The 15083-nt window shown below is 47.0% G+C and carries 12 protein-coding genes; 6 read left to right on the top strand and 6 right to left on the bottom strand.

Annotation, left to right across the window (positions count from 1 at the left end; translation table 11 throughout):
* Positions 1-27 precede the first annotated feature (27 nt).
* Positions 28-549: a universal stress protein gene (locus tag MIC7113_RS13915; RefSeq protein WP_015182807.1), complete on the bottom strand. Its 522-nt coding sequence runs from the start codon at positions 547-549 to the stop codon at positions 28-30.
* Positions 550-718: 169 nt separating this feature from the next.
* Complete coding sequence (locus MIC7113_RS13910; RefSeq protein WP_015182806.1) at positions 719-1426, bottom strand: Crp/Fnr family transcriptional regulator; 708 nt, start codon at positions 1424-1426, stop codon at positions 719-721.
* Between the two features lie 581 nt (positions 1427-2007).
* Here MIC7113_RS13910 and MIC7113_RS13905 point away from each other — a divergent pair.
* The 5 genes from MIC7113_RS13905 to MIC7113_RS13885 all read left to right on the top strand — a co-directional run bounded on the left by MIC7113_RS13905 (position 2008) and on the right by MIC7113_RS13885 (position 9914).
* The gene (locus tag MIC7113_RS13905) at positions 2008-5115 is read left to right on the top strand and encodes a hypothetical protein (RefSeq protein WP_015182804.1); all 3108 of its coding nucleotides are present in this window, start codon (positions 2008-2010) and stop codon (positions 5113-5115) included.
* Positions 5116-5209: 94 nt separating this feature from the next.
* Entirely contained in the window at positions 5210-7183 is a 1974-nt protein-coding gene (locus MIC7113_RS13900; RefSeq protein ID WP_015182803.1) for a hypothetical protein, read from the top strand.
* Between the two features lie 220 nt (positions 7184-7403).
* Positions 7404-8102 (top strand): sugar transferase, encoded by a 699-nt coding sequence (locus tag MIC7113_RS13895; protein WP_015182802.1) that lies wholly within the window; start codon positions 7404-7406, stop codon positions 8100-8102.
* A 242-nt stretch (positions 8103-8344) separates the two neighbouring features.
* Complete coding sequence (gene pgsA, locus MIC7113_RS13890) at positions 8345-8905, top strand: CDP-diacylglycerol--glycerol-3-phosphate 3-phosphatidyltransferase (RefSeq protein ID WP_015182801.1); 561 nt, start codon at positions 8345-8347, stop codon at positions 8903-8905.
* 97 nt (positions 8906-9002) lie between these two features.
* Positions 9003-9914 (top strand): DUF2382 domain-containing protein, encoded by a 912-nt coding sequence (locus tag MIC7113_RS13885; RefSeq protein WP_015182800.1) that lies wholly within the window; start codon positions 9003-9005, stop codon positions 9912-9914.
* Positions 9915-9930: 16 nt separating this feature from the next.
* Here the strand turns inward: MIC7113_RS13885 and MIC7113_RS13880 are convergent, their stop codons facing one another.
* The 4 genes from MIC7113_RS13880 to MIC7113_RS33360 all read right to left on the bottom strand — a co-directional run bounded on the left by MIC7113_RS13880 (position 9931) and on the right by MIC7113_RS33360 (position 14464).
* Complete coding sequence (locus MIC7113_RS13880) at positions 9931-10989, bottom strand: serine hydrolase domain-containing protein (RefSeq protein WP_015182799.1); 1059 nt, start codon at positions 10987-10989, stop codon at positions 9931-9933.
* A 198-nt stretch (positions 10990-11187) separates the two neighbouring features.
* A complete protein-coding gene (locus MIC7113_RS13875; protein WP_015182798.1) occupies positions 11188-12123 on the bottom strand; it encodes an NAD-dependent epimerase/dehydratase family protein in 936 nt (311 codons plus the stop codon).
* A 215-nt stretch (positions 12124-12338) separates the two neighbouring features.
* Positions 12339-13016 carry a 5'/3'-nucleotidase SurE gene (gene surE, locus MIC7113_RS13870; RefSeq protein ID WP_041780057.1) on the bottom strand — a complete coding sequence of 226 codons (678 nt, stop codon included), beginning with the start codon at positions 13014-13016 and terminating at the stop codon, positions 12339-12341.
* A 122-nt stretch (positions 13017-13138) separates the two neighbouring features.
* Entirely contained in the window at positions 13139-14464 is a 1326-nt protein-coding gene (locus tag MIC7113_RS33360) for a septal ring lytic transglycosylase RlpA family protein (protein ID WP_015182796.1), read from the bottom strand.
* 222 nt (positions 14465-14686) lie between these two features.
* Here MIC7113_RS33360 and MIC7113_RS36355 point away from each other — a divergent pair, with 222 nt between their 5' ends.
* Complete coding sequence (locus MIC7113_RS36355) at positions 14687-14845, top strand: hypothetical protein (protein ID WP_155897995.1); 159 nt, start codon at positions 14687-14689, stop codon at positions 14843-14845.
* The last annotated feature ends 238 nt before the right edge of the window (positions 14846-15083 follow it).

The raw sequence follows: 15083 nt of genomic DNA, 5'->3' as shown, positions 1-15083 counted from the left end.
GTAACTTGGGGTCACAGAAGGTTCCACTTACGCCAGATCGGTGACAACCTCCCCATCAATTGCAGACTCTATTTCTTGAATCACCAACACCGAGCAAGGAGCATGGTGTACCACGTGGTTACTCACGCTTCCCAGTAACGCTTCTGCTAATCCTGAAAGACCCCGACGCCCGACCACAATTAAATCGGCCTGCCAATCTTTAGCAACTTGACACAGGAGATGCCCCGCTTCCCCAACGTGATAATCAGCCTCTATGATTACAGCTTGGTTTAATGCTGTTTGACGATAGCGATCCAGTAACGCCTGTGCCGACTCAATCTGCTGTTCCATCAGAAGTTGTTGAGTTTGGTAGCCACCCATCGCCTGGGTTGGCTGTAAACCCGGATCGTAGGACATCGGAACCGTGGGTTCAGCGATCATCTCGGTGGCAATGCAGTGAATCAGCCTGAGTGCGGCGTGATTGGGTTGGGCGAGTTCCATCGCCGCCCTAAAGATATGGGGGCTTAGCGGCGAATGATTAATCGCAACCAGGATTTTCTTAAAACTCATAACGTCTTCCAGTGAGTGCAGGGTGTTCCAGAAATATTGGTGCTCGACGCCCTGATAGCTTGTCCAAAAATAACGTCCTTGTGCTTTCAATTTAATCGTAGGGTGGTCAAGGCTCACCCTCCACCCAAAGAAGTGGTTTCGTCATTTTGGACAAGTCACGACGGTTGTGTTAGGCAATGATCTTTTCCAATGCCCCTACATCCGGGATATACATGATGTCGTTATCACGCTTAATTAACCCCTTCTTTTCGAGTTTGGTCAACACTCGTGTCACCGTCTCCCGCGCCAACCCACTGAGGCTACTCAACTCTCGATGGGGTAGGTTGGGAATTTCAGTTCCTTCTTGTTTCAATTTCCCTTGTCCTTCTGCTAAAAACAATAACGTATCTGCCACTCTCGACGTACTATCCGACTCCCGTAAGCGGAGACGCCGATTGACTTGACGCAGACGTTTTGCCAGCAGCTGAGATAAGCGGACACCGGCTAAGGGTTCACTATGGACTAGCTGGACAAAATCCTGAGCTGGAATACTGCCAATCGTAGTGGGAGTTAGGGTAATCACATCTGTTGAACGCGGCACCTCATCCAGCGCCGCCATTTCGCCAAAAAGTTCTCCTTTTCCTAAGATGTTGAGGGTCACCTCTTTGCCGTCAAGGTTGTAGGTGCGAATCTTTGCCCATCCTTCCAAAATGAAGTAGACAGAGCCACCCCAGTCATTTTCCAACAAGATTACTCGATTGGCAGGATGGCTACGGGTGACAACGTGAGCAGTGGATTGCTCCACAGTAGCCTCTGGTAAGCCAGCAAAAAAAGGTGCCGCGCAAATCAACTCATTAACATTTGAGTTCATTTCGTGTGAGTTGTAACGGTCTTCCATGAAATCACGAGCACATTGTAAACGCGGTGGACAGATAAATTCTCAGCTGTCCTCTAAATTGAAGCAGGAGGCTGTTCGGATATTTAACCAAAGCAATCGCAATAGAACATTTGGGTTCAGGCACCTCACCAATCTTTCTAGACAAGCCACAATGACACCAGTAGAGGTTATTTCCTAACACAGGACGGCTCTACCCCTAAGGGAGGTGCCTGCAATGGTTAATTCTGTCAGAGTTTAAGGCACTTTTCGAGTCATGTGTCCATTATTATCCTCTATATTGATCGACCTCCAAAATTTCCAATGGTGTCAGGGAGCCTCTGGGTTAATCCATTAAGTAGAAGCCGTAATGAGTTTATGATGATTACCAGGAAGTCGAGTATTGCTCAATTTTTTTAAATGACCGGATTTTAATAGAAAAACGGGTAAAAGGATTTTTCTGCCCCGCATTGCCGCTTTAAATCTGAGTTCCTCAGTTCCAACCATCCCCATAGCGTTCGTTGCTCCTGTTTATTTAACATGAAAGACAGGGGAATCATACTCGCTCCTGTATCTGTGAACTTATTCTCGTCAAGGGTTTCACCGTGACTTCTTTGAAGGATATTCAATCTCTGATCGCTGATCTTGACAGCATCCTCCCTAAAGCTGAGACCCGTCTTCCCTGGTCTAAGCCCGGTGATGTCGCTAGAGAACGCCGTGTACTGGAGCGAGTGCGTAGCTATTTAGTTTCCCAACAACAGAATCTGGTCATCGGCTCTAAACAGTCGCCTGTACCGACAACGCCAGCTCAGCCCGAAGCTGTCGTACAGCAGATTGTGCAAGCGGTTACTCAAGAAATGAGTTTTCTACGTGCCGACATAATGCAACCCTTGCAGGCCGACTTAGACGTTCTACGTCAACAAAGAGAGGCTCTGGTTCAAGAAATTCAGCAACTCGAACACCAAAGACGGCAGATTGATTCCATAAACCAGCGTAGTACCCCCCAGCAGCAGATGATTTCAGAGTTGTCCCAAGGGGTAATCGACCGTTGCACCGCAAGCTTAACGCAACATCTAGCTCAAATTCTAGCGAATTTCGAGCGTCGTGTGATAAATGCGGAATCACCCCAGCGCTTGCTTGATACATCTGTTGTTCCTCAATGGGCAATCGCACCCGCGACTGCTGAACAAAATCCAATGGAAGGGGTGATGCAGGCACAAGCAAGCCAGGAACAACTGCGGCAGCTACAAAAGAATTCCGATCAATGGCTGACCACTCTAGAGGCTAACCAACGGGCGATCTTTGAGACCTTAAGTCAAGATCTTCAGGCTTATCAAACCTCTTTGTCTCAGGGATTGGAGAGGATGCACAGTTTAGGCTCTCAAAGCGAAATGGTGTTTACAGCCTGGGTCAATCGTACTCTTGAAGCTTTGGCACGAGAAACCTCAGCACCTCTTTCTTCATCGGTGCCACCCTCTGATTTAGCGAGTCCCACACAGGCGACAGGTATCCGTGCCACAACACCAGAAACGCAGCCGTCCGATCCCCTCCCCGTGGCAGAGCAAGAGCCACGATCGGTACAACCCGAAACAGCCAAGGAAGAGGATAGCTCACCTCTCTCTACCGATGACCCACAGATGATGCCCCAGGCAGATTCTTGGCAATCGCTTCGTGCTCAGCCTTTGGGGCGATCGCATCCCGACACATCTGAGTCACCCTCACCCGACAAGGCTCTGGAAAACCTAATCTCAGAAGATTGGGAAATCGTCGAAGGATTAGACACAGAAAATCTGGACTTAGAACGAGGTGAAAACGACCCTCTAGAGACGTTTATTCAGCTAGACATCAATGAGCAGGGTTTTTTTTCCTCACAAGACGTTGTCAATACACCAAACGCCTTAGATGATCCACAGGCCGATTTCCTTTTGAATTGGCTTAATGAAAGACAGCAAAGTGATTCGGACTTACCCGCCGATGCAGTCACAGAATTAGACAAAACCGAGGTGGCGGCTGAACTCACCCTAAGCCTTGACCGCCGTCGCCAAGAAATCGATGAACTATATCAAAGTTTATTTGGCACAGAGGCTTTAACCGACACATCCCATTTAAATGAATCAGATTTAGTTGAGGGTGAGGCAGATGCCTCAGAGCCGATAGCCGCCTCCCAGGAGGGGGAAGCCATCACCGATCACCACAGCATTAATACTGACTCAGTCATGCCCTTACCGGCTCAGGTTGAAGATGTTTTGTTTGCAGGACTAGGGATGGATTCAGCGGCGGAGCCAGCGCATCCAGCCAGCTTAAGCTCCCCAACTCAACCTGCCATAGAAGCCGTGGGAGAGTTGGCACCGTCCTGGGAGGCTGTCTTGTTTGAGGAGCCAGCGCCTCACACCCCAAACCAAACAGCAAGAGGGCAAGACGCTCAGCTCTCATCCAACACAGACGATTCCCTATTGCATCGCATTGGTATTAATGAGCAAGAAGACATTGAGACCATTGGAGCGTTGACCGATTTATTTGAGGAGATGGGTTTAAATCCCCCGGCAACGGCTACAGAGGCTACAGAAAATCACTCCATGCCCATGCCTGCTCCTCCCCAGTCCGAATGCTCAACCCCAGACCCAGAAGCCAGTTTAGCCGAAGATCATTACATCACCGCCTCACCCGAAGAGGATTTGTTGGAAACAGCTAGCTTAGAAAGCGATCCAGACAGGGCAATTTGCTTAGACCCAAACACCCTTCAGCAGCTCCAGCAAGACCTCTACAGTTTTGAGACATCCTTCGAGCAGAATGCCCCAAGACAGGAGGAGCAGAGTTGGCTCAGCTATGATTTAGAGGAATCAACTTCTGCCCCAGAAACTGTTCCAGATGATGAACACAACCAGCCATTTTTCATGCCACCGCAGGAGTCATTGGCAGAAGATTGGGAGGAGTTTGTCATCCAGCATTGGATAACCCGACACGAGTTGGATGACGAGGCAATCTCGACCGCCCCTGAATTAGTAGCATCAGATTTTGACCCAGATTTGTTTCCCTCAGAAGCCCTCGAACTCGATCAAGAAAGTACGATACAGCGTCGTGAAGCCACATCAGAAGAGTTCGTTCCACCCTCAGAACTGATACAACCGGGGGATGCACCTACGTACTTCGCCGTTGAAGAGGAAAATCTGGTGGATGAGATGCGGTGGGATGAGCCAACGGATAGCATGACGGAGGAAGCGCTAATGGCTCAATGGGACGCTGTCGCTTCCTGTCCCGCACCAGAGTTGGAGTTAGACTCGGATTTCTTTACCCAAGATGCCTTGGACACAGACCTAGAGGGTGAAGGTAGTTCAATGATGCCTGGAGCGTTGAGAGACGAGGAACACTCAGAGTCTTCTAACCCCACACCAGACCTCCTGTTGCCCCAAGATGTTTTAGCCCATGATTTGGAGCCATTACCAAAAGATGAAGTGGACTTAGGGCAACATAAAACTGAACACTTAGAACAATCCACGCCAGAAGATCAGCTCTTACCACCACAGGAGCAAGTTCCACCCCCTGCTCAAGGCTTAACGGAAGATATGCCATCAGAAAACCTGACACCAGAGGAGCAGGCTTCAGGTGAGGCGAATTTTGAGGTAAACTTCCCTGAGACTGAAGCGTCTAACTCAGAACCATCCGACAACCCTCAAAAAATGAACCCTAGTTCAGACTCAGACGCTCAACCGTAAATAGACCAGAACCAGCATCAGCTCTGGGCAGGTTCTAAAAACTCAACAAACCACTACCTCTCTCCAGAATCTGTATCTACCGGCTCAACACTGAATGCCCGAACCATCACAGCAACCAGAAGCGATCGCTAACAACGCTGCCTGGTATTTAGGAATTGACTTGGGTACCACTGGTGTTTCTGCTGTCCTCTTAAACTCTACGACGGGACAGCGATACCCCATCTATTGGTCTTACGAAATTGCCCGACAGCCTGAGGAATTACCAACGGTGAAGCCCCCGTTCACCTTCTATGGTTCTGACAAGCCGATCTTTCGTTTACCCGCACTCACTTACTCGGAACCAGCCACAAATTCGCTCTCTGTTGAGCCGTCGAGTACAGCCATGGTGGTGGGTGCTTTGGCTTCTCCCCTCGCTCATAACCAGCCAGGGGTATTCTTGGAAAAGTTTAAGCCCTATTTGAATCTTGGGATTCCCTACTATTGTCCAAAACGTCATGAGTGGGAACCGACGTTACACTTACCCAATCAGCAGATCATTTCTCTGTATAGGGTGCGGCAGTCTTTGCAGGCATTATTAGCCACACTAACGCCGAATCGTACCCAACCCAATGATCTGATTCAGGTGGGAGCTCAAGGTTTGGGTAGTGAAACTCTTACTGCCGCCTTACAACAACTCCAAGGCGTGATTATGGGAAGTCCAGCGACTTGGGGAGATACTTACCGCCTGAATGTGCGGGAAGCTGTGTTGGCGGCTAAGTTGGTGAAATATCCAGAACAAATTTTCTTTGTGGAGGATGCGATCGCTTCTGTGCTGGCGGGTTTACTCAGTTTGGGGAGCGGGGGAGCGGGGGAGAATTTATCAAATCCAACCCACGAGAAGGAACAATCTTTCACTGCTGAAGTTTCTTCCACGACGCTCTCATCGCCTGAGCTGCTCACTCAAAGTCCGATCGCCTCCTCACCTTCCCCTTGGCGCGGAGGTACCTTGGTACTCAATATCGGTGCGACCACAACGGAACTCACTTTAGTGAATTTGCCCGTTGACTTGCAAGACTTAATCTACAGTGATTTTAGTCTGTGTAGTTTGCCTTATGCGGGTGATGCGATCGAGCAAGATATTTTGTGCCAACTGTTGTATCCCCAACTATCTGCTGAGCAACAGCAGCAGCTTGCACTGCATGAAGAGTTAAAAGCACTGCAACCAGGTCAACCTGAGTCCCAACGACGCGATCGCTTGGCATGGATGTTACAGAGTTCTCCCTTAGGACAGGCGCTTCTCAAAGCGGCGAGTTGCTTGAAGTTAATTTTGCAACATCAAGAGAAATTTAGTTTAGACCTGAGCCAACAGCAGTTTACCCTGACTCGTCTAGATTTAGAAGACCGTGTGCTTCAACCCTTCCTTCAAGTCCTCAATCAACAACTCAATGTCTTGCTGATTGAAACGGGTATATCGGAACACGGTATTGAGCAAATTTTGTTGCTGGGTGGTACGGCGAATCTAATTGCACTGACTCAGTGGCTTCAGAAACGACTCCCTAACGCTACTCTGATTCAGGATATTGATTTACCCCGTGAAAGTTGGCTAGCGGCTGGACTGGCGAGTTTGCCCTTATATCCCCAAGTGTTAAATCGCACTCGCCAACAGTACAGTGACTACTTCCTCTTGTTAGAGCTTTTACGGGCTTTTGCACAAACCACAGGCGAAGCGGCAACTCGTGCTTACAGCTTAGAGGAAATTATGCAACAGCTAGAACGTCGGGGCGTGAATACAGGCGCTTGTTACGAACGAATTGTCCGCTTGGTAGAGGGTCAATTACCAGAGGGTTTGGTGCCTGCTTTGGAAGAGGCGATTCTGTTATCTCCCACTTCCAAGCAAAATTCAATCTACGGTCAGGTTGCTGCGAGTCCAGGACTTTTTTCGAGAGAAGATGATGGCTCAAAGGAGACAGGAAAAGGGAATCGGCTCTATCGTCTCAATCTTAAACAACAATCATTTTTGCACAATTATATGAAAATTATTTTGTCTAGCATCTATCAAAAGTTTGAAGAACCGCTAATTTTAAGATAATAACTTAATAAAGCTTAATCTTACCAAGATAGCAACGTTAAGGTATTTTTTTCAATTAAAAGCCAAGAACTTTACAATAGCTTTAAAAAAAAGATCCCAATTGTGAAGAATTTGTGAAATAGGCAGAACCGACTACCAATCAAGCTCTCAAAAAAGATAAATATTCCGAGGTAGGTAATTACTCAAAAGCCTAACCTGTATCAACAACCGATCGCAAGCCGTGTCTACCACATCCAAGTCTTCTGCTTCCTTGCCGGTTGACTCATCAATTCTGGCGAAACCTAGCCGGGGTTATAAAGTCCGGCAACGTCTACATTACTCAGCGATCAGCAAGCGTAAGCGATTGCTGGATATTATAGGAGCGTTAGTGGGACTAGCCATTACTGCCATCCTAATGATTCCGATCGCGATCGCGATTCAGCTAGACCATCCAGGGCCAATCTTTTATAGTCAAATTCGCTGTGGCGTGAGGGGTAAGCCTTTCCGCCTGTGGAAATTTCGCTCAATGGTTGTGGATGCTCACCGCCTACAGCATCTTGTACACAATCAAGCAAAAGGTAATATTTTCAAAAATAAAAACGACCCTCGTGTGACTCGTGTTGGTCGATTTTTACGCCGCACTAGCTTGGACGAATTGCCGCAATTCTGGAATGTCCTCAGAGGAGATATGAGCTTAGTTGGAACTCGTCCACCGACGCTGGAAGAGGTGATGAATTATCAAAAACATCACTGGGAACGATTAAATATTAAACCTGGAATGACCGGTGAGTGGCAAGCCCATGGGCGCTCTAGCATCACAGATTTTGAAGAAATCGTTCGCATGGATCTTGCTTATCAAAAAAAGTGGTCGCTTGCCTACGACCTCAAGTTGATTCTGAAAACGATTCTGGTTGTTGTGTGCAAAGATGACGCTTATTAAACCTCTTGCAAGCTTGAGGAAGGCAGAAGAAGGAGGGCAGAAGGCAAAAGGTTTCGTTCAGATGGGGATTCAAGTCCTGCCTGAACGAGTGCTTGTAAACTTTGTTCACTGCGGAGTATAAAAGCATAAAAGTCTTTTGTCCTCACGCTTAGCTCTGGTTTGCCTTTTTTGGTCAAAAATGGAGCTTTGGTAGGATTTGAGCTAAGAGTTAAGACAGAAGCATCTTAATTCTTAGCGTTTTCATGAATTTACCGAACTCGATTACCTTTTCTCGTTTACTTGGGTTGCCGTTTCTCCTATACGGCCTTCACAATCCCACAGACCGAATGCGCTGGATCTGTTTAGCCGTCTTTCTGGTTGCAGCCGGAACCGATTGGTTGGATGGTTATTTGGCGCGTAAACTAAATCAAGTGACCGACTTAGGCAAGTTTCTTGACCCATTAGTCGATAAATTTTTAGTATTAGCTCCCTTGTTGGCATTAATTCAGTTGGGTCAGGTACCGGCTTGGGGAGTCTTTCTGATTTTGGCGCGGGAATTGCTGATTGCGGGTTGGCGAATTAACCCTAACCTGACAGGTAGCACGAAAATTAGCGGTGCTAATCTCTGGGGTAAGCTCAAAACCGTGAGTCAGATTTTGGCGATCGCACTTTTAATTGCCCCAACTCCCAACTCCTGGGAAACCCCATCTTTAGTTGCCTTCTGGATATCAGTCATCCTCACTTGGATTTCGGGTGCAATCTATCTTTGGCCTCAAAAAAGTACTCAGCCGGCTGTGAAAACGAGTGGTTTGACGGTTGAATAGCTAGTTGTCCATTTCTCATCCATTAGCCAGAGGAACCAACCTCTTCCAATTCCTAATATGGGCGTACTGGAACATAGATGACGTTGGGGACAGGAGCATGGCTCTTTTCAAAATTGGGGATTTTAATCCAAACTACCGCGAAGAAGCCTTTGAGGGTGAAGATGTCAAGGGACTGGATGTCTATGCTGGGAGAACCCATGAGAAAATTGGCTCCATTCATGATGTGCTAGTGGATGAAAAAGGGAGTTTCCGATATCTTGTCATTGATACAGGCTTCTGGATTTTTGGCAAGAAGGTCTTGCTTCCAGTCGGTCGTTGCCATGTTGATACGGCTGCACGACGCATCTATGCCGTAGGAATTTCCAACAAAGAGCAAGCGGAAAGATTACCTGAATACGATGACAGTATGACGGTTGATTACGATTACGAAGAGCGAGTGCGGCACGTTTATCGCACTCCCACAGTAGAAACCTCAATGCCTGTAGAGGCATCAGGAATTGCCAGGGTACCGGCTCAATCGGCTACCACACATCCGGTTTCCCCTCAACCTAGGTCTGTTCCTGATGACCGCAATCTCTACACATACGAACATGAGCCTGCACTGTACCAAATGAACGAGCAGGAGCATCAAAGCCTTAGACTGTATGAAGAACGGCTAATTGCAAATAAGCGCCGTCGTCAGACGGGTGAAGTTGCGATCGGCAAGCGGGTTGAAACAGAAACGGCACGAGTTTCGGTTCCGGTGGAGAAGGAACGACTGGTGATTGAGCGCAGAACACCGGAAGGCGTTGGGACTACAGTTACTCCCGGTGTTGGGGATTTCCGTGAAGGCGAAGTGGCTCACATAAGTGTCTACGAAGAGACGGCGGAAATCGGAAAGCAGGCTTTTGTGCGAGAGGAAGTCACTGTTAGGAAAGAAATTGAGCGGGATACGGTGGAGGCGACAGAAACACTTCGTCGGGAAGAGTTAGAGGTAGATGTGAACGGGAAGCCAGTTGTGAAGCCATAAAGTTAGTGTTGACTGCTTATGCATCCCCAAGAACGAAAAGTAAGTCATTCGTTAGAGACAACAATGGATAAAGCCCCATACTCGTATTACAAAATACAGCCATTGTAAGTTTACGCCCTTGAAAGTTCGTCAAGTGCATCACCCAAGTGCTATACCCTGGGCCACCGCCACCATGTCCGATTTTTTTACCATACTCAGATTCAGGGTCAAGCATCACACCTAAGCCGTAACAAGGTTTCCTAAAAAAGGAAGATGGAGGCTCATCGGTTAAGATTGGCTGAAGCATATCCCCCAGTTGTTCGGCACTAATCAATTTTTCGCTAAAAATACTGTCATAAAACTGAACAACATCACTGGTTGTGGAGACGATTACACCTGTAGCGCACCAGCCAGGATGATATTTAGGAATAACATTTTCCATTAATCGATTGGAATTTAGCTCTCTAGAAAACCCTGGAACTAAGTCTCCTGTATCTATCTCAGTAGCTACATAAGTTTTTTCAAGCCCTAAAAAATTAAAGATATTATTCTGCAAAACATTAGCAAAAGTATCTCCATTTACGGCTTCGATGACCTTAAGTAGTAACATATAGCCGGTATTGGAATACCTCCAACTTGATCCAGGTTCAAAATCTAGTTTTCTATGGCAAGTTAACTCCAGTACTTTGTTATATGACCAAGGAACAGAGGGGCTTTCTTCGACGGCTGGCAAATAAGTTTCTAAACTTACATAATTGGGTACGCCGCTTGTGTGATTGAGCAATCTCCGTATCGTTACAGAGGGTGGAAACGGTAGATCGGGCAACCAATTTGTAACTGGTTCATCTAACGATAATTTTTGGTTTTGAGCCAGTTGTAATATAGCAATAGCCGTAAATGTTTTGGTAATGCTATATATATAAAACTGCCCATCTACCGACATCGGTGTTCTTGTTTTTGGCTCAGCAAAACCACTGGCTGCCGTCCAATAGCCATGTTTTTCATCTTTCAGGGTAACGTTAATACCTAAGCAGGGAGCGAATAAAAGCGATTGGTTTAGCTGGTCTTGTAGTGCATTTTTGAGCGATTGTTTCATAGATTAATTGTTGAAATTGTCTAGCGTTTCTCAATAGTGCATAATACATAGAATGGTAGGAGCGCAAAGCTTGCGCCCCTACGGATGTACTGCATCCAATTTAGAAGGGCTATATTTGAGCCAAATGAGAATTGCTATATTGCAGGTTGACCCTTTCAAGACAACCAAACTACATCGGCAGTTTAATGAGTTTTACCGTTAAATTCCTTTTAGAATCTCGTCATCCAGGGAGAAATCAACCTCAGATTCATGACGCCCAGATGCCTGGTAATCATTTTGGAAGGAATCTTTAAGACCAGAAATCAGGTCATATTCCGGTTGCCAATTCAACTGAGTCATGGCTTTATTCACATCAGCAAAGAAGTGCTGCACTCGCATTGGGAAAGCTTTACGTTTACCAAAATCGAATTTCTTAGGGTCGTAATGCATAATTTTGATGGAGTCAGCGGACTTACCTGCGGCTTGTGCACAGGCGCGTGCTAGTCCATCAAAAGTCACGTAGCGATCGCCCGATACATTATAAATCTGCCCGATCGCACGATCATTCCCTAAAACCTGAGCCATTGCCCTAGCTAAGTCCTTACAATGACCGAATTGGGTAATATGCATTCCATTTCCAGGGATGGGGATGGGGCGATCGCGTACAATTCGGTCAAAGAACCAAGCTTCTAAGTCATTGTAGTTCTGGGGGCCGTAAATATAGGTCGGGCGAATGGATGTCCAAGGTAGTCCCAACTGTGCCAAGAAAGCTTCCGTTTCATGTTTGCCTTTGTGGCGGCTTTTTGGGTCAACTGGGTCACCCTCAATATGGGGTAATTGGTCAGATTTGAGGTAAACGCCAGCAGAACTCATATAGACAAAGTGTTTCACCCGGTCTTTAAAGATTTCGGCTAGGGGTTGAGTATCGCTGAGTTCCCGACCATTATTGTCAAAGATGGCGTCAAACTGTTCTTGTGATAATTTGTTTTTAAGTTGAGAGGCATCGGTGCGATCGCCATGAATTTGTTGAATGCCTTCTACAGGTGCGGGTTTCTTACCGCGATTGAACAGCACCACATCATGACCTTGTTCTACCAAGAGTTTAGTGAGGTAGACCCCAATAAACCGGGTACCACCCATGATTAAAATTCGCATAATTTCTTAATAAACGACGCCCTAAAGCTATCTTACCGGAGGAGCAAGCCATATTACTGACCAGCCTCTCTCCTGCCTCTTCTGAAGTTAAATGGCCATGAACGCGAGGACACAAGAAGGCATGAAAATTCTTATCCCTTCTGCCTTCTGCCTTCTGCCTTTTGCCTACTCCTGCCCAGAACGCTGCGCGAACTGCCTTCTGCTTTATTTTCAGATTAGAGTCGTAGCATCGTCACGGCGATTTTACCTGAAAAGCAGACATCAACGTCGCTTCCCGGAGTACGTCCACGCTTGGCATATTCCCCGATGTAGTAATAGGAATCTCCCTCGACTCGATACTTGACTGGCAACGGTTGCGTACAGGGTGTACAAAATACCACCTCTGGGTCGGGTTCTCCCGGTAGCAGGTGCGGCAAGTTGACATTCCAGAAGCATCCCGGTTCCAGGGGATGGTTGAATAACTCGTCTAAAACCTTCGCTGTCCATCGCGCTGCCACGTCCCAATCCACATTGACTTTCCCTTTGCGATAGTGGGAAACGGCGATACCGGGGATGCCTTGCATGGCAGCTTCTCGCACGGCGGCTACAGTTCCGGAGATATAAACATCCATCCCTAAGTTGCCACCAGCGTTGATACCTGAGAGTACCCACTTGACATTTTCGCAAAGATGTGAAAGAGCTAGGCGAATACAGTCGGCTGGGGTACTACCAACCGCATACTCGGTATCAGAACGGCGATGGACGTGAATGGGTCGAGTCGTGGTAACTTGATGACCACAGCCTGATTGATGGTCTTTGGGAGCCACAATCACGCCTTTGCCATCTACTGCATTCAGAAGCGCCCGAATGCCGGGAGCATCTATGCCGTCGTCATTCGTGAGAATCAAGGTCATAATTAAGTCGTTAGGGACGCAACAGACAAAACCGAATCTCAAGCATATCCGTAAATTTTAGGCTCAGATAGTTCGATTCAATGTTTCCTACAGATGGAGTTGCTGCTCCCCTTCTCGCGTTCCTAATTCTTAGTCAGGTACTCATTGGCTTGAACTGAGGTTGGTTGCATAATCACAGCTTCAAAAGGTACAACACCCACCTTCTCACTATCAATGCAACGAGCCGCCTCCCGCGATAAATCCAGATGTCTATTAGAGATATAGGGGCCGCGATCATTAATTCGGACAATAACAGACGCGCCATTGTTCAGGTTTTTCACCTTTAGATAGGTATCAAAGGGCAACGAGGGATGAGCGGCTGTCAGTTCATGCTGACTATAAGTTTCTCCTGTCGCCGTCAAGCGTCCATGAAAATAACCACCGTACCAAGAAGCGTTGCCCTTAAACATCCTTGGCGTTTCTACCAAGTTGTACATCTGCTTTTGGGCATCTGCCAGTTTCAAAGACACTTTTCCCAAAGCCATGCGGAGATTGTTCGCCCATTCAATCACCAGCAGTTGTGGATTGCGGTTTAAATCTGCGGCTAAGGCATCATCCATTTTAAACAACAGGCGATCGCCGACCTTGAGAGCGGGTTGTCCTTCCCAGACGGCGGGTAGAACGGGTGAAGCATTCAAATAAGGATCAGAGGGGTTGGACAAAAATTGCTTGAGACGATCAGCCATGAGTTCTGCTGGCTTCTGGCTGGGAAATTCCGCAATTAAGCGCTCCTTGAGCCAAACTTGAAACTTCTCTGGCTCCGGTTTAGAAGACGCTGCAAACGCTCTATTGGTGAGAAGTTGTGAATACCGCCAAAAGCCTCGCTTGACACGCTGTCCCTCCCCCTGGTGCTTGTCCGCGATCGGTTCCGACGAGTGAGTACTAACAACTACAACCGATGACGCGAGAGTTTTGACGGGTTCGCGGCGCTGACGCCAAGGCAACAAATTCTGTATAACCTGAAAAATCTGCTGAGGGAACGTCGCTTTTGAACTCTCACGGGGAGACGTTTCCTCCCAAGAAACGGATGCAGAGGAGAGGGGTGCCATTCGCAGGAAGTCGTTTTCTGACTCTGGCTGGGGATGGCAGAACGTGTTTTGTAGCAAATTGAGTTGGACTGGAGGACGAACGGACGTTTGGGTGGGCTGGGGTCGAAATTGAGAACTGCCTGCACCCATGTGGAAGCCTAGGTTAGGGAAAGTGGCAACCGGGGATTTAGAAGACCAGATTTTTGAGTAAAGGGGTGTCGAAACCAGAGGAGTGGGTAATTCAGTTGGGCTGTTGACCACTGAAAAAAGGTTGGCAGGAAAAGCACTGACAAAGTAATTAGGTACTTTGAATAAACCTTGGCTGGAGGTAAGGATATAGCTGACCCAGGAAGTCACCCAAACAAGTCCGAAAAACTGCATGAGCTGTAATATCTTGAGATAAGTATACTCAGACTAATCAACCGTCATACAGTATACAGAGAAGCGGGATCAAAAGATCCGTCCCTGGAGTGATCCCAGGACCTACATAAATCCTAGAAGGCTCTGAGTGACTGGGTTTTGAAGATAAAAAAAATGCTTCAAATCAATATTAGGTGGCAGTGGCTGTGTTACCATACCAGCCATTAAACCAAGGATAAAAAATTGATTTTTCACTCAGTCGATGTCTTTGGCATTGAGGCATACAGCACTCATCAGCTAACTGTCTTTACGGATGGGGATCGCGCTCCCTGGCGAGTCGATGCAGTGCTTTGCTCACTTGCTAAAGGCTTCAAAGGTCAGATTGAGCAACTCTTGAAGTGACTCAACTTGAGCCTATGCGATTAACATTTTTAAATTTGTACAAAGAATTTATTTGAGTAAATATGCCCCTTAAGATAATGTTTATATTCTCCAAAATTAATTTTTTACAACCCTTTCTTAACCGTTCATTGAAATTCTATTTCTGGGAAGAGTTAGACTGCTTATCATCTTTGATAAAATTAAAAAGTCTTGCAAACGTAACCAAGCAAGCCAATTCTTACTAAAACTATCGATACAT

This window comes from Allocoleopsis franciscana PCC 7113 (genome assembly GCF_000317515.1).
GTDB classification, from domain to species: domain Bacteria; phylum Cyanobacteriota; class Cyanobacteriia; order Cyanobacteriales; family Coleofasciculaceae; genus Allocoleopsis; species Allocoleopsis franciscana.
Note: the sequence above shows the minus strand (reverse complement) of the source record. Positions and strands in the feature narration are given on the sequence as shown.

Bases quoted from the DNA above. Each gene is read 5' to 3' on its own strand.
- MIC7113_RS13915 (WP_015182807.1), bottom strand. From the start codon at position 549: ATGAGTTTTAAGAAAATCCTGGTTGCGATTAATCATTCGCCGCTAAGC.
- MIC7113_RS13885 (WP_015182800.1), top strand. From the start codon at position 9,003: ATGGCTCTTTTCAAAATTGGGGATTTTAATCCAAACTACCGCGAAGAA.
- MIC7113_RS13910 (WP_015182806.1), bottom strand. From the start codon at position 1,426: ATGGAAGACCGTTACAACTCACACGAAATGAACTCAAATGTTAATGAG.
- surE (WP_041780057.1), bottom strand. From the start codon at position 13,016: ATGACCTTGATTCTCACGAATGACGACGGCATAGATGCTCCCGGCATT.
- MIC7113_RS13875 (WP_015182798.1), bottom strand. From the start codon at position 12,123: ATGCGAATTTTAATCATGGGTGGTACCCGGTTTATTGGGGTCTACCTC.
- MIC7113_RS13880 (WP_015182799.1), bottom strand. From the start codon at position 10,989: ATGAAACAATCGCTCAAAAATGCACTACAAGACCAGCTAAACCAATCG.
- MIC7113_RS33360 (WP_015182796.1), bottom strand. From the start codon at position 14,464: ATGCAGTTTTTCGGACTTGTTTGGGTGACTTCCTGGGTCAGCTATATC.
- MIC7113_RS13900 (WP_015182803.1), top strand. From the start codon at position 5,210: ATGCCCGAACCATCACAGCAACCAGAAGCGATCGCTAACAACGCTGCC.
- pgsA (WP_015182801.1), top strand. From the start codon at position 8,345: ATGAATTTACCGAACTCGATTACCTTTTCTCGTTTACTTGGGTTGCCG.